We start from the raw sequence: 25,807 nt of genomic DNA, 5'->3' as shown, positions 1-25,807 counted from the left end.
TTATAAATATTTTTAAAATTGGCAAAAAAAGATACCTTTGCAGACCTTTTTCAAAGGCTATTGCGGATGTGGTGAAATTGGTAGACACGCCAGACTTAGGATCTGGTGCCGCGAGGCATGGGGGTTCGAGTCCCTTCATCCGCACAGTATCAAAATGAAGGAGTTATTTCTTAGAGAAATAGCTCCTTTGTGTTTTTGACCTTTTTTAATTAATTGGAAATCAAGTTTGAAGGAGAGCTCGAATCCCATGAGGCTATGTTTGAACTACGGGTATATTTTGGTTAGTTTTCCCTACATTATGAAATCGATTATTATAGTTACCATTGCCAACTTATGTTAGGCGGAAGGACCTTTACGTAAAGGGTTCTTGCAGTATTCTTCAAAATCTTCGATTGTTACCTTGTCTGTTTTGTCTTTAAAGAATCTTACATAAGATTCGAGTTCATTCCAACCGTCAAAGCCATATCTCCTGGAACAGGTTTTTATTCTTGATGTTTCGTTCAAACATTCCCACGCAAAGTCGATCATTTCTTTACCATGAATATACTTGAATCCTTTTCCACTCCATTCTGGCAAAGAAGGACAGAAAAACGTAAACTTAAATTTGAATTTCCCAAGAGGTAAGTCCTCGTTGAATTCAGCAAAGCCATTTAATTCTTTGTTTTTATGCAAGTTCAAATTGCTTTCAAACTTATCAAGTTGTTCGTTGGTTATAGTTTCATAGATTCCAAGCCAATCTATAAGTTGTCTTATACTTTCCCTATCTCTTCTAAGCCCCTTGTTGAACTTTACATCGCCCAGCTTTGCATAATTCTTGACATCTCCTATAAGTACTTCAATTCTAGCTTCTGAACAGTCCAAATAATCAGGAACATTAACCTGTCGATATTCTTGTGAATGATGAGGCATTCGTATTGCAACTAGATCTAGCTCCGACCTTGAATTTCCCCACTGGTCTGAGTGAAAAATAAGATTTGAAGCAACGTAACCTTTTAGCCTCAAATAAAGTCTAGTCAATAATTCGTAATGTTGGTCCATAGTATTGTCAATATAATGTTAACCACAGTGCATTTTTATTTTGTATTTCTGTCCCTCTGTCATATATTGTCTATGTAACATTCAAAAAACGGTCTTTCTCGGTGAATTACTGCATCTTTATAATCGTCAGTATGATGTTCAAAAAATGGGACTTTATGATTTCTTAATTCGCCTGTTTTCAAAACGTAACTATGACTTATTATTTCTCCAATGTCATCAGCAGAACAACCATCCGGCATTTGAAAAAACTCCCAATGAAAAGTCGTCCCGAAACCAAAGTATTTTCCGTCTTTCATTTTTGTTGCAAATCCTGTCCAACCCATTGTTGTTTCACCACGAATTTGTTTTTGAATGTCTAAGGGAAGCGCAAATCTACTTTTCTCAACTCTATCAATGTCATAGTCATTAATGCAATTTCCGTGGGCTACAAAAGTCTTAACAATTTCATAGTATCCGAACCCTGAAGAACGACTAAAAATACCTTTCCCAGTTTGTTCTTCTTTAAATCGTCTAATAGCTAAATTCACAACAGGTTTTGTATTGCGAAAAATGACGCAAGGCAAAAATGTTCCGTCTGTCAGATACACCGATGCTCTATAGCTAAGTCCATGAGCATTGTCTTCCAAAGGTTGAATATTGTTCTTTAAAAACTTGATAATATCTTCTGTTTGTTGTCGTTTCATTGCATTGTGGCTGACGTTTTTTGACAATCCCTTGTTAGGCGAAGTTATTCTTCTTACTTCCAAATTTCATTATCCATTCTACAACGTCAGCATAATCCTTCAATGTTAATTGATATTGGTGTTTCTGCTGGAACGTTTTAGCATCCGCGGTAAATGATGAACTTGTAACTAACATAGCACTATTAGCTTGGGCGTCACAAAGTGTTCCATATAATGTTCTCACTAGCTCGACTCCGATTTTTCTGTCCTCACGATAATGCTTTGCTTCCACGAGGCACAACAATCTACCAACTTCTGTATTCAGATAAGCAAGAATATCAGAACCACCATCTTTTGTCTGTTTAGTTAATTCGACGTCCCATCCCATATCTCTTAATAAGTCAGCCAATAGCTCTTCAAATTCTCTTGGTGTTATATTTCGTAGATTAACAGGCTGCTTTTTCAGTAATTCAATCAACTTATGATTTGCACTGATTATGATTGGTTTTGTTGCGGTGATGATTTGCCTTTTGGGAAGAAGAATGTCATTTTGAATATCGTAGAGTGGTTCCTTTGTTGAAGAAAGTATTGAGTCGATATTGTTACCTTGGATTAGTTTACTTAAAATAGAAAGGGCGAGTGGAAATCCTTTCGATGTCTCAATAGCTTGTGAGATTTGTACATCAGTCAACTCGCTCGACAATAGTTTCCGCAATAAATCTCCTGTCGAGGAATTTGATAGAGGCCGAAGCGATAAATGTTGCCCTTTTGCAAATTTTAATTCCTTTTGTCTAATAAAGACAAGTGAAGAAACGATTTTATAGTTAAAAAATTTTCCGGCGACTTCTTCATGTTTTTTTTGAGGCCAAACATCAGTTCCATCAACGACGATGGTCAACCCTCTATCTCCCCTCTCATATCTGTCATCACTTATCCTTCGAATTTCAATAAGCAAATTATCAATGGCATTGTCGTCAATATTTGAAGAAAGGTCTAGCCATAATGGAGTGTATGAAATTCTCCTTGAAGAAAACCACTGTTTCACAAGAGCAGTTTTGCCAACTCCGATTGGACCTGAAACAATAATTGGGGAGAAAGAATAATCACGTCTATAAAGACGTTCATCAAGCCATTCTAACTCTTTTTCACGCCCAATAAAATTTCGATTATATTCTCTTTCAAAGTCAAAGGTCATGTTAATGTGGTGTCTAAATCAAGGTGCTTTACGAAATAAATATACAGAAAATAGTAAATAAGAAGAGAACGGTTCGTCAACCAGCCCTCTTTAAAGAATGTTGGAAAATCCGATGAGGTTGACCCCTTTGTGCTGATTTCAGAAGATCACTTTTGTCGTTGACTATCAGTATATCTCTGTCGAAAACTCAACCACCAAAAGTGGGTCAGTGCCTTTAAGATTTCCCAATAAGGTCCTGCCTACCTTTTGGCTCTTTCGCCAATTTCTGTGGCTTTCGATCTTGCAATTCACTGATTATCAATTTTCCAGACTCATTTGTAACTTTGTCAAGGGTGACAAGAATCTGCCAAAAAGTTCTAACCACCTCCCGTCTCCCGCACACAGGGGAAACTAAAAGATTTCCCCTTTTTTTATCTTAAGTCAACAAGCCCCGCTCCTCATGTACCTACACCTGGAGTTCCTGTTTTAGATATACGCATTTCAATTCTCTTACTGATTTTGTCAAACCTGCGGATAGCATTTTGGAAAAATGATATAGTGAAAAATAATACAACCACTCAAAAGAAGAAGTATTTTTAGTTCTCATAAAGGTCTATCTGCCTTCGTAATATTTTTTACTATATGACCCTGTACCCATCAACATTTACAAGAACTTCCTGATCAATATTTTGCCCTGATCAATAGCAGGTTGTGTCATTTTTTTGAAAAATTTATAAAAAATAGTCCCTGACATGAAAACTCGTATCATTTTGTGGCTGGCGTCATTACTGCCCCTGGCCACAATAGCGCAACAAAAGATAACCCCGGATACCGTAGGTATCGGCACTACTAATCCCATTGAGAAGCTGCATGTGCAAAATGGACGGATATACCTGGATGGTGGCGAAGTGAAGAACGGGCTTCTTCACAGTTATTTTCATTGGTCCGGGCACAATCTCATAATGGGCACCCGCCAGGGGGTTTACGCTCACAATATTTTGCATTTAATGCCCGGCGGCTCCAGCTCAGGTCTGTTGGTGTCTGGATTGCGGATGTATGATGCGCCCAAACAGGATTCCCAGGTGCTGAAAATACAGTTCCAGTCAAATGGTATCAGTTTCATTAATGGGGGCAATGTTGGCATCGGAACTGCAACCCCTGGCTCCAACAAACTGGCCGTAGAAGGTACTATTGGAGCGCGTAAGGTGAAAGTAACACAAAACACTTGGGCAGATTTTGTATTGAAGCCTGATTATCACCTGCCCTCCTTATGCGAGGTGGAGCAGTTTATCCGGCAACATCAGCATTTACCCAATATTCCCACCGAAGCGGAAGTAGAAAAAGACGGTTTGGATATAGGCGAGATGAACATGCGGCTATTGCAAAAGATAGAAGAATTGACGCTATATGTAATACAACAGGATAAAAAGCTAAGGGAATTGCGGGAAGTGTGTAAAGGACAAAATGAATCATTGATAAATTTTCAGCGGGAAATTGATGAGATCAGGAAACGATCCGACCGATAGCATAGTTGGTTGTCCAACTGCATAAGTAAGACCGTTCATTGGTCCCCGCTTTACCGGCATCCCCCATATAAAGCAGGAAACCACAGGATGCCCAATCCACCGCTAACGATTAACTTAGTTAGCGAATTGCCCCGTTATGATGAATTTCCTGCTTTTAATGCTGGCACTCGCCGGCAGCCCACAGTCAGATAGCTTGAAAACAGGCTTCCGCAATCCACCGCCCTCAGCCAGGCCGGGAGTTTACTGGTACTTCATGGATGGCAACCAGTCAAAAGCCTCCATGACGGCAGACCTGGAATCTATGCAGCGGGCGGGCATCGGCTATGTGGTATTCCTGGAGGTAAACGTAGGCATTCCGCGCGGGCCGGTTGATTTTTTAAGTGAGCAATGGCAGGAATTATTCACCCATGCCATGCGGGAATCTGAACGGCTGAACATTGCCGTCACCCTGGGCGTAGGTCCCGGCTGGAGCGGTAGTGGCGGGCCATGGGTACAGCCCGGCCAATCCATGCAGCATCTGGTGGCAAGCAGCATCAATGTATCAGGCGCTTACCAGCAGAAAATACAGCTCCCCGTACCGCCGCCCAGGAAACCCTTCTTTGGTGAAGGCGGGCTAACGCCTGCCATGAAAAAACAGTGGAATGATTTTTATGAAGATGTGGCAGTGCTGGCTTTCCCTGCGCCGGCAACGGCACAAAAAATAACAGGCGTTGACGAAAAAGCGCTCTACTACCGCGCACCCTACAGCTCCGCGCCAAACGTTAAACAGTACCTGCCTGCGCCTGACACCGCCAGGCAGCCAACTGGCATCCGGAAAAACCAGATCGTCAACCTTACCGGCAAACTGCGGCCAGACGGTACGCTCCATTGGAAAGTTCCACCGGGCAACTGGACCATCATGCGTTTTGGCGTCCGCAACAACGGCGCAGTAACGCGGCCGGCGCCATTCCCGGGGCTGGGGTTTGAAGCAGACAAACTGGATACTGTGGCCATGAATGCCCATCTTGACGCCTATGTGGGAAAGCTCTTGCGCCGCATAGGCCCCCCTGACCCGGCCAAACCCGGGGGATTAAAAACGCTGCACATGGACAGTTGGGAAATGGGCGCCCAGAACTGGACGCCCGGTTTCCGCAAGATTTTTGCGCAACGACGGGGCTATGACCCGTTGCCGTTTTTTCCCGTCTATGCAGGCCATATTGTGGAAAACCCGGCCATTAGCGAACGCTTCCTCTGGGACCTGCGCCTCACCCTGCAGGAACTAGTGATAGCCAACCACGCGCAGCACCTGAAAAAATACAGCCACCGCAACGGCCTGCAGCTTTCCATTGAACCATATGACATGAACCCCACGGCAGACCTGGAGCTGGGCGCCGTGGCAGATATACCCATGTGCGAATTTTGGAGCAAAGGCTTCGGCTTTAATACTTCGTTCAGTTGCATTGAAGCGGTTTCCATTGCGCATGTGAACGGCATTCCCCTTGTACCGGCAGAGGCTTTCACCGCGCAGAACAAGGAATCCTGGCAACAATACCCCGGCTCCATGAAGGAACAGGGAGATTGGGCTTTTGCAGCCGGCATCAACCGCCTGGTGTATCATACTTTCATCAACCAGGCGCTGAATGATTCCCTCCGTCCGGGCATGACCATGGGGCCCTATGGTGTGCATTGGGACCGTGGGCAAACATGGTGGCCTATGGCAGACGGCTATCACCGGTATATTTCCCGGTGCCAGTACATTTTACAACAGGGCCGCACGGTGGCTGACATTCTCTACCTCTCGCCGGAAGGCGCTCCGCATGTATTCCGCCCGCCTGCGTCCGCGCTTGAAGGTGACGCAGTGCTGCCTGACAGGAAAGGGTATAATTTTGACGGATGCGCGCCGGGGCAGTTATACGCGGCAAAGGTAGAACAGGGCAACATCGTATTCCCCGGCGGCGCCAGCTACCGCCTGCTGGTTTTGCCGGATGCGGGAGTGATGTCTGCCGCTTTGCTGGAAAAAATACGGGCGCTGATACACGATGGCGCTACTATAATAGGGCCGCCGCCAACACGGGCTCCAGGCCTTTCCGGCTACCCGGCTGTTGATGCAAAAGTTCGCTCCACCGCCAAAACCATCTGGGGCGGGTTGAACACGCCCATACGGCAAACCATACGCCCCTACGGAAAAGGGAAGATCATTTGGGGCGGCAACCTCTCTCCCGCGGAGAACCTGCTTTACCCTGACTACGCTGCTACTGCGGCAATACTGCAGGAAACAGGATTGATGGAAGATTTTACATCCGCAGGGCCGGTACGCTGTACCCACCGCACCATGCCCGGCAGGGATATTTATTTTGTGGCCAACCGCACAGACCAGCCGCTGCAAACCGACTGCATTTTCCGCACTACGCAGGGCGCGCCCTCGTTGTGGGACCCGTTGACCGGCGATATCCGGCCATTACCGGAGTTTAATACCGCCAACGGCCAAACAACTATTCCTATGAAATTTGCACCTTACCAGAGTTTCTTCGTTGTTTTCGAAAAAAGCCCCGCCCTGGCAAATGGCCCTTCTCTGAATTTCCCGGAAAGTGAAGTGGCCGCCACACTGGGAAGCCCGTGGGCAGTATCATTCAACCCCAGGTGGGGAGGGCCGGCCACGATAACTTTTGATCAGCTGGAAGACTGGACGCAACGCCGGGAAGCAGGCATCAAATATTATTCGGGCATAGCCGTGTACAAACAGCAATTCAATATGCCAGACATGACCGCGCCTCGTAAAGTTTATCTTGATCTGGGAGCAGTGAAGCATATGGCCCGTGTGCGGCTGAACGGTCAAGACCTCGGGGTGGTGTGGACAGCGCCCTGGAGCGTGGATATTACCGCCGCCCTCCGGCCAGGCAGCAACCAGGTGGAAATAGAAGTGGCCAACCTCTGGCCCAACAGGCTCATTGGAGATGCCTCCCTGCCAGACGATGGCGTAAAGAACGGGCAATGGCCGGCATGGCTGCTGGAAGGCAAGCCCCGCACCAGCGGGCGATACGCTTTTGCCACACGTAATCCCTATAAAAAAGATTCGCCCCTGCTGCCTTCAGGACTAATGGGGCCTGTTACCATTCAATATGAAAAGTGACTTTATTTTCTTTAAATTTAGTAACAAACCAATAGTAACCGTTTGGCCATAAAACCGGTACATAATGAGCCGCTACTACTGAAACAGGTTTCGCTCGGAGACCCGGAGGCCTTTGCACAACTGTTCAGGGCATACCATCAGCCACTGGCGGAGTACGTTCACCGGCTCACAGAATCGCAGGAGATGACGGAAGACATTGTACAGGATGTTTTCATCAAGCTCTGGATGAAACGGGAAACGCTGCCGGAGCTAAACAATTTTGTTCATTACCTCTTCATCCTCTCCCGGAACCGCACCTTTAACTGCCTTCGCGAAAAAGCCAACAAACAGGTAAGGCAAATGCGCTGGGCCAGCCAGTTTGAAAAAGTGACTACCCAGGATGCGCCACCGCCGGAAGAAGATTACCGGGCGTTGATAGACGTTGCGGTGGCCCAGCTACCGCCCCAGCAGCAGAAAGTGTATTTTCTGAGCCGGTACCAGCACCTGAAGCACAAGGAAATTGCCGCACAACTGGGCATTTCCATAGAAACCGCCAAAAAGCACATGAAACTGGCGCTGCGTTCCATCACGCAGTATGTACGGGCACACATCAACGCGCTGCTATTGCTATTGATATGGATACTGTTCCATCGCTAAAAAAACCTCCTCTCCCGTTACCCCTTTTTTACCCCGGCGTGTCTTTAGTGTATAGTATCCTTAAATTTTCCGCATGTCAAATGAGAGGCTGACTTATCTATTTTTCCGGTACTTCGGGAAAACCGCCAGCAGGGAAGAGCTGGATGAACTGGCGTTGCTGGCCAGCCGGCCGGAGAATGCAGAGGCGGTAAAACGCCTGATGGAAGAAGCCTACAACACCTTTGAGCCCGGGGAAAAGGTGTTCACGGATACCCAAAGCGAAACATTGTTATCAAACATACAATCCGCTGTTGCCCCCGCCAAGCGCCGCTCCCTCTGGCCGCGTATCGCAACAGCGGCCGCTGCGGCCATGCTCCTGCTGATAGCCGGATGGTGGGCCCTTAAAAAACCTCAACCGGCCATGACATCCGGCACGCAGCAAATGGAAAGCATACGGCCCGGCAGCAACAAAGCCACGCTGGTACTGGCAGACGGGTCTGTAGTAACGCTAGACAGCGCGGGCAACCAGGTGATCCGCCAGGGAAACACCGTTATCAACCAGCGCAACGGGCAGTTGCTTTACACGGCAGGCAACGGCAACGCAGCGGTTACATACAATACCCTCTCCACTCCCCGCGGCGGCCAGTTTGTAATAACGCTGCCAGACGGCAGCAAGGCCTGGCTCAATGCCGCCTCGTCTATCCGCTTCCCCACGGCATTTACCGGCGGGGAAAGAAAGGTGGAAATGACAGGAGAGGCGTATTTCGAAATTGCCAAAGATGCCCACAGGCCCTTCAGGGTAGCGGTGAACGATATGACCATAGAAGTACTGGGCACCCACTTCAACGTGAACGCCTATATGGATGAAAACATCCTTGCCGCCACGCTGCTGGAAGGGGCCGTCCGGCTCACCAAAGGCACGGAAAGCGTGTCTATCAGGCCGGGAGAACAGGCCCAATGGAAAACCGGTAGCAATGCCTTCTCTATAGCCCATCCGGAGCTTGACCGGGTAATGGCGTGGAAGAACGGGTACTTCCGCTTCAGCGCAGACAATATCACGGATATTATGAAGCAGCTGGCACGCTGGTACGATATAGAGCCGGTGTATGCAGGCAATATGACCATGAAAGATTATGACGGGTACATTTCCCGGGCGTCTGACATATCTGAAGTATTGAAAATGCTGGAGTTGACAGAAGAAGTGTCTTTCAAGATAGAAGGCCGGAAAGTGACCGTAACAGCGAAATGATAAACCGGTAAAACAACCAAAAGAGAAGCTGCAGAAAAGCAGGAGCGCGGCCACGCCCCTGCCGGAATTGGGCAGCATGTCAAAACTATCTGTTCACGATTTTTTTAACAACACCCAAACACCACAAAAGTATGGATTCCTGTACAAAATGTAAAGGAGGAATTGCTATTGCCGGAAGGTCAAGTAAAATATTCCTTGTCATGAAACTGCTTGTTGTATTGCTCACCGCAACCTGTATGCAGGTGAGCGCACATGTATCAGCACAGATCATCACGTTTTCGGGTAAAAATGTTTCCCTCGGAAGAGTATTTGAGGAGATCAGGAAGCAGGGCAATTACCAGTTCCTCTACAATACCCACCTGCTGAAACAGGCCAGGAAAGTAGACCTGGATGTAGAGAACATGCCGGTAACGCAAGTGCTGGACATCTGCATGAAAGACCAGCCGCTCACCTATGTTATTTCGGGCAACACCATCATTATCAAACAGCGCCCCCCTGCTGTTAAACCTCCTGCCCCGGTAATACAGGAAAAGAAGGTACAGGGCCAGGTAACCATTAAAGGTTCCGGTGAGGCACTGCCCGGCGTAACGGTGCAGGTAAAAGGCGTTCCCGGCCGTGGTACCACCACAGACGTCAGCGGGCGGTACACCATCAACGTACCTGACAACAACGCCGTACTGGTATTCAGTTTCCTGGGGTATGGCACAAAAGAAGAGCCGGTGAACGGGCGCACAGATATTCCCGTGGTACTGGAGGAAGTAGGCGCCAACCTGGAGCAGGTAGTAGTGGTGAGCTACGGCGCGCAAAGCCAGCGGAGCATTACCGGTTCGGTTACAAAGGTCAGCACAAAAGACGTGCAGGACATTCCCGCCGCGGAATTTGGCCAGAAACTGCAGGGCCGCGTGGCCGGCTTGCAGGTGAGCCAGGTATCAGGCCGTCCGGGCCAGGGCATGACCTTCCGGATCAGAGGCGCTTCTTCCCTCCGCTCCGGCAACCAGCCATTGATAGTGATAGACGGCCAACCTATAGCCGGAGATAACATCAACGTGATCAACCCGGATGAAATTGAAAGTTACAGCGTATTGAAAGACGCGTCTGCCACAGCACTGTATGGCTCCCGCGCCGCTAACGGCGTAGTGATCATTACCACTAAACAGGCCCGGGCCGGGCGCACTGCCATGTCTTTCAACACCTACTACGGCTGGCAAAGCGTTCCGCAAAGAGGCCGGCCAGACATGATGAACGCCCGGGAGTTTGCCGGATTCATGCGCGGTTTTTATGAAGACAAGATCAAATATGAAAACTGGAAAGACCCCTCCTCCGGTCTGGCGGAAATACCGGCAGACTACGCCAACCCGTTGCAGTACGGTGAAGGAACAGACTGGTACGATGCCTTGCTGAGAACGGCCCCCATTTCCAATTATTCCCTGAACATCTCTACCGGAACTGAAAAGGTACTGTCCAGCACCACGCTCACCTATTTCAACCAGCAGGGCGTGATGTACAATACCGGCATGCAGCGTTTCTCCCTGCGCAGCAACAACGAGTTCCGGCCCAATGATAAACTGAAGCTGGGCCTGAACCTGGCGCCCACTTACCAGCAAGATAATAATACACGGAGCACCACGCTTGATAACAACCGGCAGGCGGTTTCAGGGGCGCTCATCAGTTCGCCCCTGATCCCCGCGGTTAATTCTGACGGTACCTTGCCCACATCCGCCAGCTCCTATGGCATGTACAAGCTGCCCAACTTCTACCAGCAGCTGCTGATCATGAACCACAAGCAGAAAACGCTCCGCCTGCTGGCAAATATCTATGGTGAGCTGGAACTATTGCCCGGCCTCACTTTCAGGACCACCTTCAATACAGACCTGATAGACGCAGATCTCAACAGCTTCTCTCCTTCCACCACCGGGCGCTTTGGCGCCCCTCCGCCACAACCGGCCACGGCCAGCGCTATTTCCAGCAACGCTGTTTCCTGGTTGAGCGAAAACATGCTGATGTACAAGTTCAAGCTGGGCGGCAGTCACAACTTCGATCTGCTGGCGGGTTACAGCGCCCAGAAATATGAACAGAACAACCGGGTAGTGAACGGCGCCAACTTTCCGAATGACCGCATTCCCTGGATATCTGGCGCCGCCACCACTACCGGCAGCACCAACAACGACCAATGGTCGCTCCTCTCCTGGTACGGCAGGCTTAACTACGGCTTTGCCGATAAATACTACGTGACCGCCAACATCCGGCGGGATGGTTCTTCCCGCTTCGGCGGTAACCGGAAGTGGGGTTATTTCCCCTCCGCTTCCGCGGCCTGGATAGTGAGTGAGGAACCATTCTTCCCCAAATCCGGCACGCTCTCTCACCTGAAAATAAGGGGCAGTTACGGCCTTACCGGCAACAACAACATCGGCAACTATACACAGACCGCGCTGCTGAACGCTACCAACTACGTGTTTAACGGCTCCACGCTCGCGCCCGGCCAGTCGGTTATCCAGATGGCCAATAACGATCTCACCTGGGAAACCTCCAGGCAACTGGACCTCGGCCTGGAACTGAGCCTGCTGAAAGACAGGATCACCTTCAGCTACGACTACTACCGCAAAACAACGGAAGACCTGCTCTATCAGTGGAGCGTACCATGGGCCTCCGGTTTTGCAAACGTGGCTTACAACGTAGGCACCTTCCGCATGTGGGGCCACGAGCTGCAGATCAACTCCCGCAACCTCACGGGAGAACTGGAATGGAATACCTCTTTCAACGTTGCCTTCAACGATAACAAGGTAACGGAACTGCAAACGCCCGGCTTCATCGGCGGCACCGGCACCTACGGCGATTTTAACCGTACTGCGCAAGACAGGCGCATAGGCGAGCTGTGGGGATATGTATTTGACGGCATTTACATGACACAGGATGAATTTAACCGCCAGCCCAAACACGTTTCTTCCGCAGTGGGCTCTACCCGCATGAAAGACATAGACGGTAATGGCGTGATCAATGCGGATGACAGAACATACCTGGGCAATCCCAACCCCCGCGTCATTTTTGGCATGGCCAACGACCTGCGCTACAAGAATTTCGATTGCTCCATTGTTGTGGCCGGCCAGGCAGGTAACAAGATCATGAACACCAACATGCAGAACCTGGTGAACATAGACGGTATTTTCAACGTAACGAAAGACATGGCCAACCGCTGGCGGTCTCCAGAAGACCCGGGCAACGGCCTCGTGCCCCGAACGCTGGCCAACACCACGGAACTATACCGCCTGGGCAACAGCAACTGGGTGTTTGACGGAGATTACCTCACCATCAAAAACATTACCCTGGGCTATACTTTTGACCTGAAGCGGCTGAAGTACGTACAGTCCGCCCGGCTCTACACCAGCGTGCAGCAGGCCTTTGTATTCACCAAATACCCCGGCCAGAACCCGGAGGTGAATGATACTCGGGACCAGCAGATAACCGCAGGCCTGGACAACGGCTCCTTCCCGATACCCAGAACGTTCATGATAGGGGCCAATATCAATTTCTAAAAATGCATCTCCGATGTCTTCTGACCACAACATAAACAAGTTGCAAATGAAACAGAACAGATGGATGGCAATACTGCTGGCGGCTACACTGCTGGTAACTGCCTGTAAAAATAATTTCCTGAATGAATACCCGGAGGGACAGTTGAACGAAGGCAATTTCTTCATTTCAACAGACGATTTCAAGCAGGCGCTGACCGGTGCTTATGTTCCGTTGCGAGGCGCCATCAACCCCACCCGCGGCACCTACGAAGCCGGTTCAGGCATCAACAACATCGCCTTTTTTATGGACGAAATGCGTTCAGATAATACACATTATGATTATAACGCCAAAGACCGTGGCGGCGCCGGGTATGAGCAACTGGCGGATTTTATGGACGAAGCTACCAACGGCGTAGTGGCCAGCCGCTACCAGGCGGCCTATGTAGGTATTTCGCGCACCAATGTGATACTGGACAGGATAGCGGCCATCAGCTTCCAGATGGACGAAGCAGACCGGAAAATGATAACAGGCGAAGCAAAAGCGCTCCGCGCACATTATTATTTCGACCTGGTGCGCCACTATGGCGCTGTGCCGCTCCACCTGCATGAAGTAAAGGCCGTGTCAGACGCATTCCTCCCGCGTACGGGTGCAGACACCGTCTATGCACAGATCATCCAGGATTTTACAGATGCGCTGGCATTGCTGGGGCCGCCCGCCGGTTTCCCGCAATCCGGCCACGTCACCAAAGGCATGGCGGCCACAGAACTGGCCCTCGTATACATCACGCGTAAACGATTTGCAGATGCCGTGCCCCTGCTGCAAAGCGTTACGCAAATGGGTTATGACCTGCTGCCAGATTATGCCTCCATATTCACTCCCGCCAACGAGAACAGCCGGGAATCTATTTTCGAGATCCAGTACAAGGAAGGCACGGAAGGGCTGCAGGGCAACCTCATTTACCGTTTCATACCGGTAACGCCGGATACAAAGGCCATCCTGGACATTTCTTACAACAACAGCGATGGCGGCTGGAACGTGCCGTCTGACGATATGATGGCGGCCTATGAGCTGAACGACAAACGGATGGACGCCAGCGTGGCCATCGCCGAGGGCCGCCTGGATGCCAACGCGGACTTTGTTCCGGAAAAAATAGTGAGCGTGGTGAACTACCCTGGGCCGCCCGCGGGCAAGGTTGCCAAAAGGTTTATCAGGAAATACCTGCATCCGCCCTACACTACCGTGAACAACACCGGAGACAACTGGCCCGTGTTCAGGTATGCAGACGTGTTGCTGATGCTGGCAGAATGCCTCAATGAAGGCGGCGCCGCCGCGGAAGCACTGCCTCACCTGAACCGCGTAAGGGCCAGGGCCGGGCTGCCTGCCGTAACCACCACGGACCAGGCGCAGCTCAGGGCCATCATTGCGCACGAAAGGAGAATAGAGCTGGCTTTTGAGAACCACCGCTGGCTTGACCTTGTACGTACAGAGCAGGCCATACCCGTCATCACGGCCTACGGCGCCTACATGAAAGCACATTACGGCTACCTGCACCCGTCTTCTTATAATGTCAACAACAACCGGCTGGTATACGCCATCCCCTTCCGGGAAATGCAGTACAATAAACAACTGGTACAGAATAATGGTTATTAGGAATAACGTAATCAGATGAAAAGAAGAGATTTTCTGTTAAGGGGTACCCTTCTGACAACAGGCTATACCTTTTTACATACGCTGCCCGGCATAGCGCGCGGCGCAGTAAACCGCGCCGTTAACGCCGCCAAAGACCTGTACGGATTGTTCAAAGACCCGCTGCCGGTGTACCGCCCCTTTGTGCGCTGGTGGTGGAACGGCGATAAAATAGAAAAAGACGAGCTGATCAGGGAGCTGCGCGTATTGAAAGAGAACGGCATCGGCGGCGTGGAGATCAACCCGATAAAATTCCCCGCCAGAACAGATGATATGGGCAAAGCAGCTGTAATATGGCTCAGCGACCAGTGGAACGACCTGCTGCTGGCCGCCCTGAAAGAAGCGCGGTCTCTCGGCATGACGGCCGACCTGATAGTTGGCTCCGGCTGGCCCTTCGGCGCGGAATACCTGAAAGATGAAGAACGCTCGCAGGTAGTGGTAATAGCGGTTAAAAAGCTGGAGGGCCCGCTGGAATATGAAACCTCCATGTTCGACCTGTTCAGGGAAGCAGACCCGGCCATCACTTCGCCCTTTTCCGGCCGTACCATGGAAATGATAAAGGTAATGCTGGTGCCGGACCCGCTTGGTAACCTGGAAGATGTGCAGGACGTTACGGCACAGGTGCAGCACGATCATCTTTATATCCATATCCCGAAAGGTAAATATGCCCTGTACGGGCTGGTGAAGATACACGGCTTTATGGAAGTGATCAACGGAGCGCCCGGCGCAAACGGCCCGGTGCTCAATCACTATAACAAAGAGGCGGTAAACAAGTACCTCAACCACATGACAGACACCATCCAGCAACGGATAGGGCCGCTTTCCAGCTATGTGCGGGCGTTTTTTACAGACAGCATGGAGCTGGAAGGCGCCAACTGGTGCAGCGACATGATGGAAGAGTTCAAAAAAAGACGGGGGTACAACCTGTTTCCCTACCTGCCATTTGTGCTGCTGAAGATATCATCCATGGGTAACACCTACGACTATACGTACGGTGTTGCCCTTAACCCTGAACTAAAAGACATGGCCGAACGGATGCGGTATGATTTTGAACTGACCAAGGCCGAGCTGCTGGAAGAAAGGTTTATACAGCCCTTTGCGGACTGGTGCAGGAAAAACAATGTAAAATCCCGCGTGCAGGCTTATGGCCGCGGATATTTTTTACTGGAAGGCAGCTTTGCGTTTGACCTGCCGGAATGCGAAACATGGCTGAAATACGGCATCGGCACAAAAATGCCGGAAGATGACCCGCGCATGGGCAGGGCATATACCATGATCAACAAATATGTATCCTCCGCCGCCCACCTGAAAGGTAAAAAATACATCAGTGCCGAGGAGCTGACCAACACCGATATGGTCTTTAACGATTCTCTTGAAATATTGAAAATAGCCGGTGACCAGAGCACCATTTCCGGCGTTACGCACCCCATCTTCCACGGGTTCAACTACTCGCCGCCAGATGCGCCTTTTCCCGGCTGGATCAGGTATGGCGGGTTTTATAATGAAAGAAATCCCTGGTGGCCCTACTTCCGCCATTTTACAGACTACAAGGCGCGGCTGTCAGCCCTGCTGCAGCAGGGCGAGATGTTTGCGGATATTGCCGTATTACCGCCCACAGCGGATATGTGGAGCATTTACAGCGCACAGAACGAGCCGTTCCCCCACATCATCCACCCGCCCTACCAGACGCTGGTATGGGAAGCCATTCATAAAAACGGGAGCGGCTGTGACTATGTGTCTGAGCGGGTGATACAGGACGCCGTTATGAAAAATGGCCATATGCATTATGGCCCCCGGAAATATCACACTATATTTATGATCGAGGTGCGCAGCATGGCCCCCGCTACCCTGCAGAAACTGCATGATTTCATACAGGCCGGCGGCCGCGTGTTTTGCATAGAGGCCTGCCCTGAAAAAGCTACCGGCTGGCAAGATCACGCGCAGCGCGATGCACAGGTGCAGGCGCTGGTAGCCAAAATGAAAACGTATGCAGACCGCTTCATCCTGCTTAAAAAGCCGGAAAAGGATTTTATCAAGTGGTACAGGGATGTGCAGGAACAATATCACATCACGCCGTACGTGAATATCCAGGCCCCGCATCCTTTTATAACGCAGGTGCGTTACCAGGCAAATGATGCGGAAATATTATTTTTCACCAATTCTCATATGGACGAAGCCTATACCATAGACATCCACATCTCCGAAGCCATAAGCCGCAACAAGCAGGCCTGGCTATGGAACCCCGATAACGGGGAGAGGCATCACATTCCCTCTTACGCCGGTTTCATCCGGCTTGACCTGGGGCCGGCAGACTCCCGGTTGCTGGTATTTGACAAAACCAGGAAAGGCCCGGCGCTCAAACCGCTGCAACTGAACGGCGGCGGCGAACCACTGACGGGGCCATGGAAAGTGGAGTTCAGGCATCTCACCGGGGCCGTCAACGAAATAGAAATGGCAGCCCTGAAAGACCTGGCAGAAATGGAGCCCTTCCGGCATTTCACCGGCACCATCCTGTACCGCCACACCTTGCAGGTAACAGATAAGCAGGGAATGGCCTGGCTGGACCTGGGCAAGGCGCACGGCATTTCAGAAGTGTTCGTGAACGGCCAATCCTGCGGGGTGCAATGGTACGGCCGGCGCCTCTATTACGTGGGCGGACATCTGAAAACAGGCGCCAATGCCCTGGAGGTAAAGATCACCACCAACATGGGCAACTACATGAAAACACTCAAAGATAACCGCGTTGCCCAATACTGGACCAACGAGGCCCGGAAGAACCAGCCCATACAATCCATGGGCCTCATAGGGCCGGTAAAAGTAGCCCCGGAAGAGGGGAATACACCTTATGTAAGAATCTAAAAACAGCCGTATGCATATCAAGAGATTACTGATCGTATTAGCTTTTCTGTTACCTTTTTCAAAACTCCAGGCGAAAGATTATCCCGCTTCGCTGTTCGGTATTTTTTCAGATGGCGTTACCCTCAACACCCGCTCCATCCAGTACGCCATAGACTACATCCACAATAACGGCGGCGGCAGGCTGGTGTTTCATGTAGGCCGGTACCTCACCGGTTCTATTCATCTGAAGTCTAACGTAAGCATACAATTGCAGGAGGGCGCAGGCCTCATTGGCTCGCTGAACCCCTGGGACTATGACCGGAAAATATTCACCGCCCTCATTTTTGCATATGACCAGGAAAACATCGCCATTACCGGCCAGGGTTTCATTGACGGACGGGGGCGTTACATAGCGCGTAATATTGTAGACATGATCCATAAAGGGCTGATAAAAGACGGCTTCCGTTATGACAGGCCCGAGGCCGAAAGCAGGCCCATGCTCATCAACTTCCGCGGCTGCAGCAACGTGCTGGTACGCGGCGTAACCCTGAAAAACTCTTCCAGCTGGGTACAGACATATGACCAGTGCAAAACCGTGCACCTGGACAGTATTACGGTAGACAGCAAGGCCTACTGGAATAACGATGGAATTGATATTGTAGACTGCGAAGACGTAAAGATCACCAACTCTTACATAGATGCTGATGATGACGGCATCTGCCTCAAATCTCACGATGCGGCAAAGGCCTGCAAAAACGTGCTGATCGAGAATTGTACCGTACGCTCCAGCGCAAACGGCATCAAATTCGGCACCGCTTCTCTCGGTGGGTTCGGCAATATCAGGATACGGAACATCAGGGTGTTCGATACTTACCGCTCCGCCATTGCTTTGCTGGCGGTAGACGGCGGTTACCTGGAAGATATGGAGGTAGACGGCCTGCAGGCCTACAACACCGGCAACGCTATATTCCTCCGCATTGGTGAACGGGTGGCCGGTAAAAAAGCACGGCTGGAAAATATCCGCATCGCCAATCTTTATGCGGAAATACCGGCCACCAAGCCGGATGCGGGCTATGAATACGAAGGCCCCATAGAAGACATGCCCCGCAATATTTCACCGGCGGCCATAGTGGGCATGCCGGACGCTCTCATCTCCAACGTTACGCTCAAAAACATCACCATCAGCTACCCTGGCGGCGGCAACCCGCTGTTGGCCAAAGTAGCGCTTGACACCATTAGCCGGATACCTGACCGGGCCACCGCGTACCCCGAGTTTTCTATGTTCAGGGAATTGCCGGCCTGGGGCTTCTTTATCCGCCATGCAAAAAACATACAGGTAGACGGGCTTACGCTGACCTGCGCAAAAAAAGACTTCAGGCCCGCGCTGGTGATAGACAATGTACACACCAGTAAAATGACGGGTATTACGGTAAAAGAACCGGAGAAAAAAGATATCTACCATGCCAGCAGGTCAACCGGCGTCAACATCAACGGACAGCCGGTAAAGCCATAAAAATACCGGTATCACCGCAACCGTAGAGTCTCCCGGCGGCGGGCCAGGCCTGTTCAGTTCCGTTTCCATATCTGGCGGCGGCGTTACCGGGTTTGGCTGGCCGGAGGGCGGCGCTTGCAACCGGCGGAAGATATGCTCACAGCCAGCGCTCTTTTCAATATGGCAGGTCTCATTTCAAGCCCATGAAGGTAACGGGCCCGAGCAGGCCGGAAGGCAGCAGGGGCGCGTCACTTTTAAACGCAATGTTGGTGTTGGTGAGGCGCTGCTCCGGCGGCAGGCCGGCATCCCTGATGAGGCGGTTGGGCCAGAGGTTCACTACTGCTATTTCCAACAGGTTGTTGCCGGGCCGGAGGGCAGAAGTGATGTCTACCCGCCAGGGCGCCGTCCATACAATACCCAGCGGCTGGCCATTCAACCGTACTTCGGCAATGTTCTTCACCACGCCCAGGTCAAGGAACAGTTTTTTGCCGCGCTGCACGGTACCGCTGAACGTAAACTGTTTCACGTACGTAGCCGTACCGGAGTAATACCTGATGCCTTCTTCCGGCCGTTGCGTCCAATCTTGCAGCGTTGGGAAATCCGCTTCCGCAGGGCCTCCCCAGGCCGTATCGAACTTCACCTTCCAGCCGCCCTCTATATCCATCAGCCTGGTCAGCTCCGGGAAATTTACCGGCTGCGCAGGCTTCTGAGGCGCCTGTTGGGGGAAGATGACGAAGAACGATTGAAAGGGCGCAAATTCCATAGCCAGCGTTACCTGGTTACCCGAAGCGGAATACGCCGCGGGGTACATATTGCCAGATACAGGGTCCCATATTTCCGGCCGGCGGCCGGTGATCCTGAATTGGCAGTTTATTTTCTCCAACCGGTTATGGCGGTTGGCCACAAAATAAATTTCCGCCTCCGGGGTAGTGCGGTGAATAAAATCTATGTACGCATTGACGCCGCTGTGTTCAAAATCAGGCCCGGCGCCATCTTGTTGCAGGATGTCCCGTAGCGGCGTGTTCCAGTATATTCTTCCCTTGCCGAAAGTGTGTCGTTTAACCTGCACGCCATCACAATTACCCCATATTTCCGCTGCCAGTTTTTGCACATCAGCATCGCATGCAGGGTAATCTTTGAGACCGGGGTCTTGCTCCGGCCGTGGGCCCACCACGGTAGCGCCTTGCTGCACCAGCTTCCTGATCTTCCGCAGTACTTCCGCCGGCATGCGCGTGGTGTCTGGCAACACCAGCAGGCGGTAGCTCATGCCATCGGGCAATACCAGCCGCTTGTTTTTTACGTCCAGTCTTTGCAACAATACTTCCGCGTTGCATACATCGTAGTCATATCCTTTTCCCAGGGAGGGATCTGTATGTTTAGGCTCCACAATATTCGGCGCCCAATCCCCATTGTAATACAATATGTCCGCTACAAACTTCCCTTCCCGCAGCAGGTACTGGCACCGGGCAATGTAGGAAAGGAAAGCGCCTGACTGGTTCCACCAGGTCACATTCGGGTTAAAATGCGTACCGGCGCCATACTCATAACCAGGCTTGCCGTCTTGCGGGCGGGTGGCGGTAGAAGTATGGATCACAATGCGGTTGATGCCTTCGCAAAAGGCGCGGTCTGTGGCCTGCTTCAGGGAACCGGGATAGTCATTCCAGTGCCGGAAGGCGGTGAATGCCTCTGCTGAAGCGGTTTTTCGGCCGTAGATATGAGCGGCGGAGGCGGTCATTTTTGTTACTTTATTTTGGCCAAGCTCCAGGCGGGATACGCCGTAAGAGAGGTTATCGTCCAGGCCGCCTTCTTCATCGTGTTTCAGGCCCAGCCAAAATTCGCCCATGGGCCTGTCACTCCGGCCCAGGTTCTTCAGGCCGTCCATGCACATGGTACCCGAGCGGCTGGGGCCTGCGGCCTCATTTTGCACTTGCAGGCCATGCTTGTGGCAAAGCTCCGCAAAACGCCGGTAGTGGCTGTCTGCCATACAATCTGCCACTGTTTTGCGGTAGTCGTGCAGAAAGCGGTCAGATACTTCGGCGCTGGTAACGATGTAACCGGCCAATACAGGCAGGTATGGGGCCGCATCGTAACCGCGGTATTCGCGGAACTTCTCCAGAATCTTCTCCGTCCAGTTCGGGAAGCCGTCTTCAAAACTATCATCACAAAAATATTTGAGCGTATTGGCAGACAGCGGCCCTGCCTCTTCCAGCAATATTTTGCCCAGGTGTTTGAACTGCAGTTCCACCCCTTCGCTGCTGAGCCAGCCTACGGAAAGGCCGTTTGCTTCAGGCGGGGCTATCATCAGTTTGGAGCCCGTCATCCTGTGACCGGTGCGCACAATGATCCATTCCCCTTCGGGTACGTCCCAGTCAAGGTGGCCATCCGCGCTGAGTTGACCGGTCAGGTCAATTACCCGGGCGGCGGGAACGGGCCGGTCTTCCGGGGCGGACTGCCACGGCGCCAGCACCGGCTCCATCAGGTCTTTTGCTTTTATGAAATTGCTGGCATCTTTCCGGTTCGTTTTGGCAGGGATCAGTTTGGCCCTTTCGCCGGTCAGTTTTGAAGCCCCTTTCGGGAAGGCCACTACAGCCGTATCCCTGTAGTCAAGCTGCTCTAGCGGCAGGTCTATATAGTCTTTGAAGCCGGGCGGATTAAACACATGGTCGTAGCCAGCCCTGTTGCCCGGCAGCGGCAGTTTTCCTGTAAACTTCATGGGGCCTTTCACCGTTGTTTCAGATTGCAGCACCCACCGGCCCGCATGCTGCGGCGGTATCCAGGGGCCGCCCATGCACCAGCCGGCGCTGAAATTCACACCCACTTCAATGTTCAGCCGTTTGGCTTCCTGGATGGCGTGGCGGTACAGCGCCTTCCATTCGTCCCCGAACAACGGGGCGCCCTTGGGCATGCTGGCGCCGCCCAAACCGTCTGACGTATTGACCAGCAGTACGCCACCAATCCCCTTGTCCCGGAACTCTTCCAGGTCTCGCGTAATCCCTTCCTTATTGATCAGCCCGTTAAACCACCACCAGTAGCAGCACGCCTTTGCATCATCCGGCGGGTTGGTAAACCCGCGGCGCACGCCATCTCCCGCCGCGGCCGCAAACATGCTCCCGCTGCTCAGGAAGCCTGGGGTGGCCGCGTTGACCCCCAGGCTTAAAGTAGTTAGTGACCCTAGCTGTATAAATTTTCTTCTGTCAATATTCATGCATTCATTTTTTTGGTCGATCCTTAATTGCAGCCCGGGTGCTGCGTCAGGCTTGAATTAAGGCTGCATTCGCTAAACGGTGGAAACAGCAGCTTGTCATTATTGATCTGGTATGAATTGGAGGGCAGGCAGGCATGCGCTGTTTTGAGAGCGTTGCCGGTCATTACTGCTAGAGACATGATTTAAAATCTCTTACAACTCAGTCATCAAAAGAAGCATTTTTAAACAAAATAAAAGTTGACAAAAGAGCATTTTTAATGCATTTTTTGACATTTCTGCCTGCAATACGGCAATTGATTGTTCCCGGCCACAAAGGAAAAGGCCCGGTAGAAATTCCGGTAGTGTATGAGGTTAACAACATGCAACGTATACCAAAAATAAACGTGTTTTTAAAGTGTGAGGTCCAGCTATTTCCCGGCCGTATACCCAACTTTTTCTTTCAACGCCTCCAGTGCATGCGCCAGGTACACCAGCGGCGCATTCCAGTTAATGGCGATCTCGTTAGACGCGTAGGAACATTCAACATCCTCATAGGCCGTTTCCGTTTCGGTAAACGCATATACACATTTATCCTGCATGCCCTTGTTGGGGCCGCCGGCCAGCAAGCCGGGCACGGGCGCTGCAATACCATCTGCAATGGAGGGGCGGTGATGCGGGAACATGGGGGTTTTGCTGCCAACGCCTGTTACAAAAGAATACCCGGTGGCATTGCGGCCCAGCAGGTAGTCAAAATTGGTCAACGCATAATCAATATACTTTTTGTTACCGGTCAACAGGTAGGCCCGCACCAGCAAAATTCCCTGGTTGGCCGCATTGGCATTGCCGCCCCAGTTGAAATCGCGGGCAGACTGGCCCATAACCGTACCAAAAGCATTGTTCTGCGCTTTTTCAATGTACCTGTCTGCCATACTGATCACACGGCTTTTTAAAGGGGCCGCCAATCTGTTTCCCTGGCGCAGTAATGTATAATACGCCAGCATGCCTACGTTAGACCAGGTAGGCAGGCCCACGCTGTCATTCAAATGCCTTTCCACCACGGCGCGGTATTGTTCCTGCCGCGTGGTAACGTACAGCTCCGCCGCAGCCCACAGCCATTCATCGGCAAAGTGCCGGTCTCCATACGCCCCGGTTGAAATGGCGGGCTTGAACTGCTCATTGAGCCGGTCCTGCTCATATGTTACGGCCGGGTGCTGTACCGCCCACTCCCAGGCCTTTCCGGCGGCACGGCGGCAACTGTCTGCCAACCCCGGCAGCTCTTTTTCAAACGCGCGCAGCACGCGGGCGGCCTGCGCTGTTACAGCCGCAAAATCAAGTGCGGCAGCGGTGCTTTTCTGCACAACGTACCGCGGCGCCGTTGCCATGGCCGGCATGATCATTTTATCAAACGTGGCATTGGTACACTTGTGGTATACCCCGCCGTCGTCCGGGCTTTGCATGGTCAGCATCCAGCGGAGATTGTAGATCACCTCATCCAGCAGGTCCGGCACGGCGTTGCCGCTTTCCGGGATGTTGGTGCGTACATTTTTGAACCAGGCGGGAAAATCTTCATACGCGGCAAGCAGCGTACCCATGGTAATGCCAGAATTGACGATGTATTTATTATAGTCGCCCGCATCATACCAGCCGCCGGAAGCTGCTATAACCGCACCCTCCGGCCGGTGGCCGTCTGCTGCCGAAGCATGTATGAGCACGGCGGTGTCTGGATGGCCGGCGGGGCGGTGCCATGTGCCGGCGTACCGCTCTTCCAGCGGCATGGAAGCACGCTGGTAGTAGTACCCTTTCAGTGATGCAATAGCCGTTTGCGCAGCCGCGTTATCCCCTATCTCAAAAGTATAGGAGCGCCCCGCTCCGGGCACCGCCAACATAAAGCGGCCCTTCTTTTGCAAGGCGGAAAAATCTGCCGCCCTGGTAGTGGTAGAAGAATAGGCAGACTGTTTTTCTTCACCCAACTGCCCTGTAAACACGGTATCTTTCCCGTTTGCGGCCAGCACATAGAACGCGGTGGCGGCTACACGCCCGGTTACCAACGCTGTTTTGGGCGCGGAGGTGTAAAACCCGGCCTGGTTCAGCCGGACCTGCGCGCTTTGGGCAAACGCGGAAAAAGAAAGCAGTAATAGCATACTTGCAACAGACGTGCCTTTCATCGTAATTATTTGTTTGCCGCAGTCTGCCTGCGGCCGCTATGAAAGATACTGCTTTGCCCCGGCAATTCATATCAAAAAACACATGCATCCGGCCAAATAGGGCATGCCACGCATACCCGCCATTCCTAACTTTAGGATCAAAAACATGCAAATAGGATTGTTCAGCGTAGGACTGGAAGAATACTGGCATCAATTTGAAGGTTTACACAACCGGCTTCTCCAATATCATCAATACATCCGGCAAAGACTGGAAGAAATTCACGGCGGCGTACTGGACCTCGGCCTGGTAGATACGGCAGACAAAGCCTTCGAGGCCGGTAAAAAGCTGCGCACCGGCGATGCGGACATCATCTTCCTGTATGTACCTACCTATGCCCTTTCCTCTACTGTACTACCTGTGATCAGGCAGCACCGCGCCCCGGTGATCATTCTCAACCTCACACCCGGCGAAGCCATCGGCTACCAAAGTTTCAACCAGTTGGGAGACCGTGTGCAGATGACAGGAGAATGGCTGGCCCATTGCGGCGCCTGCCCGGTACCTGAAATAGCCAACGTGTTCAAACGTACCGGCGTGCGCTTTCACCAGGTAACCGGCATGCTGCAGGAAGAAAGCTGCTGGAACGAAATTGCAGCCTGGGTGGAAGCGGCCAGGGTAGCGCATACCATGAATAACAACCGCCTTGGCGCCATGGGCCACTATTACAGCGGCATGCTGGACATTTACAGCGATCTTACCCTGCAATACAAATACTTTGGCGGGCACATTGAATTGCTGGAAGTGGACGAGCTTTCCGCCCTCCGCCGGGAAGTAACCCCGCAGCAGGCAGACGAACGCATACAGGAATTTCAGGCCGCGTTCGACATGCAGCCGGATTGCGACCCCGCGGAAATACGGAAAGCGGCCGTTACCAGCGTGGCCCTTGACATGCTGACCGCCCAATACAAGCTCGGCTCGCTGGCCTATTATTACAAAGGCACCGGCATCCCGGAAAATAAAGACACCATCAGCTCCATTATTGTGGGCAATTCCCTGCTTACCGCCAGGGGCATTCCCGTGGCCGGAGAATACGAGATCAAGAATGCGCAGGCCATGAAGATCATGGACAGTTTTGGTTGCGGCGGTTCCTTTACGGAATATTATGCGGTAGACTATAAAGATGATGTAGTGTTGATGGGGCACGATGGCCCCGGCCATATCGGCATTGCGGAAGGGAAAATAAAAGTAAAGCCGCTACGCGTATACCACGGCAAAGTAGGCAAAGGTCTGTCTGTAGAGATGTCTGTCAAACACGGGCCGGTAACCCTGCTGTCTGTAGTGGAAAACGACCGTAACGAACTTTTCCTGCTGGTAGCGGAAGGAGAATCTGTGGCGGGCCCTATTCTTGAAATAGGCAATACCAACAGCCGGTACCGTTTTTCCTGCGGCGCAAAAGCTTTTATGGAACGGTGGAACAGCCACGGCCCGGCGCATCACTGCGCCGCCGGTACAGGGCATATTTATCACAAGCTGGAAAAGCTGGCCCACATCCTGCAAATGGAGATCATCAAAGTATGTTAGT

15 protein-coding genes and 1 tRNA gene are annotated in these 25,807 nt (G+C 51.6%); 10 read left to right on the top strand and 6 right to left on the bottom strand.

The window, feature by feature from the left end; translation table 11 throughout:
* The first annotated feature begins 62 nt into the window (after positions 1-62).
* Positions 63-144 (top strand) — tRNA-Leu (locus D3A97_RS09925).
* Between the two features lie 192 nt (positions 145-336).
* Here the strand turns inward: D3A97_RS09925 and D3A97_RS09920 are convergent.
* The 3 genes from D3A97_RS09920 to D3A97_RS09910 are packed head-to-tail and all read right to left on the bottom strand — an operon-like array spanning position 337 to position 2,895.
* A complete protein-coding gene (locus D3A97_RS09920; RefSeq protein WP_119078195.1) occupies positions 337-1,038 on the bottom strand; it encodes a hypothetical protein in 702 nt (233 codons plus the stop codon).
* A 59-nt stretch (positions 1,039-1,097) separates the two neighbouring features.
* Positions 1,098-1,721 (bottom strand): hypothetical protein, encoded by a 624-nt coding sequence (locus D3A97_RS09915; RefSeq protein ID WP_119078194.1) that lies wholly within the window; start codon positions 1,719-1,721, stop codon positions 1,098-1,100.
* 34 nt (positions 1,722-1,755) lie between these two features.
* On the bottom strand, positions 1,756-2,895 hold the full coding sequence (locus D3A97_RS09910) for a restriction endonuclease (protein WP_119078193.1): 1,140 nt from the start codon (positions 2,893-2,895) through the stop codon (positions 1,756-1,758).
* Positions 2,896-3,626: 731 nt separating this feature from the next.
* On the opposite strand from D3A97_RS09910, the gene D3A97_RS09905 reads away from it, so the two are divergent.
* The 8 genes from D3A97_RS09905 to D3A97_RS09870 all read left to right on the top strand — a co-directional run bounded on the left by D3A97_RS09905 (position 3,627) and on the right by D3A97_RS09870 (position 18,920).
* Complete coding sequence (locus D3A97_RS09905; protein WP_119078192.1) at positions 3,627-4,400, top strand: hypothetical protein; 774 nt, start codon at positions 3,627-3,629, stop codon at positions 4,398-4,400.
* Between the two features lie 136 nt (positions 4,401-4,536).
* On the top strand, positions 4,537-7,509 hold the full coding sequence (locus D3A97_RS09900; RefSeq protein WP_119078191.1) for a glycosyl hydrolase: 2,973 nt from the start codon (positions 4,537-4,539) through the stop codon (positions 7,507-7,509).
* 42 nt (positions 7,510-7,551) lie between these two features.
* On the top strand, positions 7,552-8,145 hold the full coding sequence (locus D3A97_RS09895) for an RNA polymerase sigma-70 factor (RefSeq protein ID WP_119078190.1): 594 nt from the start codon (positions 7,552-7,554) through the stop codon (positions 8,143-8,145).
* Positions 8,146-8,218: 73 nt separating this feature from the next.
* Entirely contained in the window at positions 8,219-9,373 is a 1,155-nt protein-coding gene (locus D3A97_RS09890; RefSeq protein ID WP_119078189.1) for a FecR family protein, read from the top strand.
* A gap of 200 nt (positions 9,374-9,573) precedes the next feature.
* The gene (locus D3A97_RS09885) at positions 9,574-12,903 is read left to right on the top strand and encodes a TonB-dependent receptor (RefSeq protein WP_198673914.1); all 3,330 of its coding nucleotides are present in this window, start codon (positions 9,574-9,576) and stop codon (positions 12,901-12,903) included.
* Positions 12,904-12,949: 46 nt separating this feature from the next.
* A complete protein-coding gene (locus tag D3A97_RS09880) occupies positions 12,950-14,533 on the top strand; it encodes a RagB/SusD family nutrient uptake outer membrane protein (protein ID WP_119078514.1) in 1,584 nt (527 codons plus the stop codon).
* A 15-nt stretch (positions 14,534-14,548) separates the two neighbouring features.
* Positions 14,549-17,428 (top strand): glycosyl hydrolase, encoded by a 2,880-nt coding sequence (locus D3A97_RS09875; protein ID WP_119078187.1) that lies wholly within the window; start codon positions 14,549-14,551, stop codon positions 17,426-17,428.
* Positions 17,429-17,438: 10 nt separating this feature from the next.
* Complete coding sequence (locus tag D3A97_RS09870; protein ID WP_119078186.1) at positions 17,439-18,920, top strand: glycoside hydrolase family 28 protein; 1,482 nt, start codon at positions 17,439-17,441, stop codon at positions 18,918-18,920.
* 169 nt (positions 18,921-19,089) lie between these two features.
* On the opposite strand, the gene D3A97_RS09865 is transcribed toward D3A97_RS09870, so the two are convergent.
* From D3A97_RS09865 to D3A97_RS09860, 3 genes are all read right to left on the bottom strand, one after another.
* Complete coding sequence (locus D3A97_RS09865; RefSeq protein WP_119078185.1) at positions 19,090-22,104, bottom strand: glycosyl hydrolase; 3,015 nt, start codon at positions 22,102-22,104, stop codon at positions 19,090-19,092.
* A 23-nt stretch (positions 22,105-22,127) separates the two neighbouring features.
* On the bottom strand, positions 22,128-22,283 hold the full coding sequence (locus tag D3A97_RS24815; protein WP_157986456.1) for a hypothetical protein: 156 nt from the start codon (positions 22,281-22,283) through the stop codon (positions 22,128-22,130).
* Between the two features lie 228 nt (positions 22,284-22,511).
* Positions 22,512-24,248, bottom strand: a complete 1,737-nt coding sequence (locus D3A97_RS09860; protein ID WP_119078184.1) for a glycoside hydrolase family 9 protein — start codon at positions 24,246-24,248, stop codon at positions 22,512-22,514.
* A gap of 145 nt (positions 24,249-24,393) precedes the next feature.
* Here D3A97_RS09860 and D3A97_RS09855 point away from each other — a divergent pair, with 145 nt between their 5' ends.
* A complete protein-coding gene (locus D3A97_RS09855) occupies positions 24,394-25,806 on the top strand; it encodes an arabinose isomerase (RefSeq protein ID WP_198673913.1) in 1,413 nt (470 codons plus the stop codon).
* The last annotated feature ends 1 nt before the right edge of the window (position 25,807 follow it).

The sequence above is a fragment of the Chitinophaga alhagiae genome, assembly GCF_003568665.1.
GTDB classification, from domain to species: domain Bacteria; phylum Bacteroidota; class Bacteroidia; order Chitinophagales; family Chitinophagaceae; genus Chitinophaga; species Chitinophaga alhagiae.
This window is presented reverse-complemented; position numbering and strand designations above follow the sequence as displayed.

Coding starts and splice junctions, on each gene's coding strand:
- D3A97_RS09920 (WP_119078195.1), bottom strand. CDS start 1,038: ATGGACCAACATTACGAATTATTGACTAGACTTTATTTGAGGCTAAAA.
- D3A97_RS09915 (WP_119078194.1), bottom strand. CDS start 1,721: ATGAAACGACAACAAACAGAAGATATTATCAAGTTTTTAAAGAACAAT.
- D3A97_RS09910 (WP_119078193.1), bottom strand. CDS start 2,895: ATGACCTTTGACTTTGAAAGAGAATATAATCGAAATTTTATTGGGCGT.
- D3A97_RS09905 (WP_119078192.1), top strand. CDS start 3,627: ATGAAAACTCGTATCATTTTGTGGCTGGCGTCATTACTGCCCCTGGCC.
- D3A97_RS09900 (WP_119078191.1), top strand. CDS start 4,537: ATGATGAATTTCCTGCTTTTAATGCTGGCACTCGCCGGCAGCCCACAG.
- D3A97_RS09890 (WP_119078189.1), top strand. CDS start 8,219: ATGTCAAATGAGAGGCTGACTTATCTATTTTTCCGGTACTTCGGGAAA.
- D3A97_RS09885 (WP_198673914.1), top strand. CDS start 9,574: ATGAAACTGCTTGTTGTATTGCTCACCGCAACCTGTATGCAGGTGAGC.
- D3A97_RS09880 (WP_119078514.1), top strand. CDS start 12,950: ATGAAACAGAACAGATGGATGGCAATACTGCTGGCGGCTACACTGCTG.
- D3A97_RS09875 (WP_119078187.1), top strand. CDS start 14,549: ATGAAAAGAAGAGATTTTCTGTTAAGGGGTACCCTTCTGACAACAGGC.
- D3A97_RS09870 (WP_119078186.1), top strand. CDS start 17,439: ATGCATATCAAGAGATTACTGATCGTATTAGCTTTTCTGTTACCTTTT.
- D3A97_RS09865 (WP_119078185.1), bottom strand. CDS start 22,104: ATGAATATTGACAGAAGAAAATTTATACAGCTAGGGTCACTAACTACT.
- D3A97_RS24815 (WP_157986456.1), bottom strand. CDS start 22,283: ATGTCTCTAGCAGTAATGACCGGCAACGCTCTCAAAACAGCGCATGCC.
- D3A97_RS09860 (WP_119078184.1), bottom strand. CDS start 24,248: ATGAAAGGCACGTCTGTTGCAAGTATGCTATTACTGCTTTCTTTTTCC.
- D3A97_RS09855 (WP_198673913.1), top strand. CDS start 24,394: ATGCAAATAGGATTGTTCAGCGTAGGACTGGAAGAATACTGGCATCAA.